This window comes from Mesorhizobium sp. M7A.F.Ca.CA.002.04.1.1, from assembly GCF_004022805.1.
GTDB lineage: Bacteria > Pseudomonadota > Alphaproteobacteria > Rhizobiales > Rhizobiaceae > Mesorhizobium > Mesorhizobium ciceri.
Map to the genome: position 1 here is coordinate 1 of NZ_RZPL01001117.1, position 1,092 is coordinate 1,092.

A 1,092-nucleotide genomic window follows, 5' to 3' on the forward strand; every position below is an offset into this window, starting at 1 on the left:
CCCCCGCCAGGGCGGCGCGCATGGAAACGATGCCGCCAACGACGATCAGCGCCGGCGAGGCCAGACCGGCGGCCGCAGCTTCCTCGGCAATGGTGGCGAGCGTGGCGACGACGGTCCGCTCCTGCGGCGTCGTCGCGGCGACGATTACAGCCGCCGGTGTCGACGGCGCCAGCCCGCCATCGAGAAGGGCGGCTGATATCAAGGGCAGATTGGCCATGCCCATATAGACGACGACAGGCTGGCCGGTGCGGGCGATCGCCGCCCAGTCGAGATCGTCATCGGTGCCGGCGGCGTGGCCGGTCGCCAGGATCACCGCCTTGTTGATGCCGCGCATAGTGGCGGGGATGCCGGTCGCGGCCAGCGCACTGAGGCCCGAGGTCAGGCCGGGCAGGACGCGGAACGGGATACTTTCCCGCGCCAGCGCCAGAGCTTCTTCGCCGCCACGGCCGAAAATATAGGGATCGCCGCCCTTCAGCCTGACGACGCGGCGGCCTTCGCGTGCGAGCCGGACCAGCAGGGCGGTGATGTCGTCCTGTTTCATCGACGGTTTGCCGCCGCGCTTGCCGGCAAAGAAAAGCTCGGCATTCTCCGCAACTGCGACAATGTCAGGGGACACCAGTGCGTCGTAGACCAGCGCATCCGCCTCGGCCAGCGCCGCCAGCACTTCCAGGGTCAGGCAGCCGGGGTCGCCGGGGCCGGCGCCGGCCAGCCAGACATGGCCCGGCTCCAGTTGGCGCGGCTTGAAGTTCAGCCGGGACAAGGCTTTTTCGAGCGTGGCGTTTTCGCCGGTGTTTTTGGTGCTGCCGCTCACAATCCGTCCCGTCCGCGAAAACGCCGCTGATAATGGGCGTCGTATAATGAACTCTCGCCAAAACCTCGCGCCGCCAGCGAGCGGCCGACGAAGATGATCGCCGTGCGCTCCATCGGATCGGCGGCGAGCTGTGCCTCGATGGTCGCCAGCGTGCCGGTCAGCACGCGCTCGTCCGGCCAGGAAGCGCGGAAGACGACCGCCACCGGGCAATCGCCGCCATAGTGCGGCGTCAGTTCGGCGACGACGCGATCGATGGCGTGGATGGCCAGATGAATAGCGAG

Annotated in this window: 2 protein-coding genes; both read right to left on the bottom strand. The window is 68.2% G+C overall.

Features of this window, described 5'->3' with window-relative positions; all coding sequences use genetic code 11:
- On the bottom strand, positions 1-811 hold an 811-nt coding region (cobA, locus tag ENZ75_RS32615), incomplete at its 3' end, for a uroporphyrinogen-III C-methyltransferase (RefSeq protein WP_128278654.1).
- The coding region (locus ENZ75_RS32620) for an SAM-dependent methyltransferase (protein ID WP_348630650.1) at positions 808-1,092 on the bottom strand (285 nt) is incomplete at its 5' end. The genes ENZ75_RS32620 and cobA, both read right to left, overlap by 4 nt.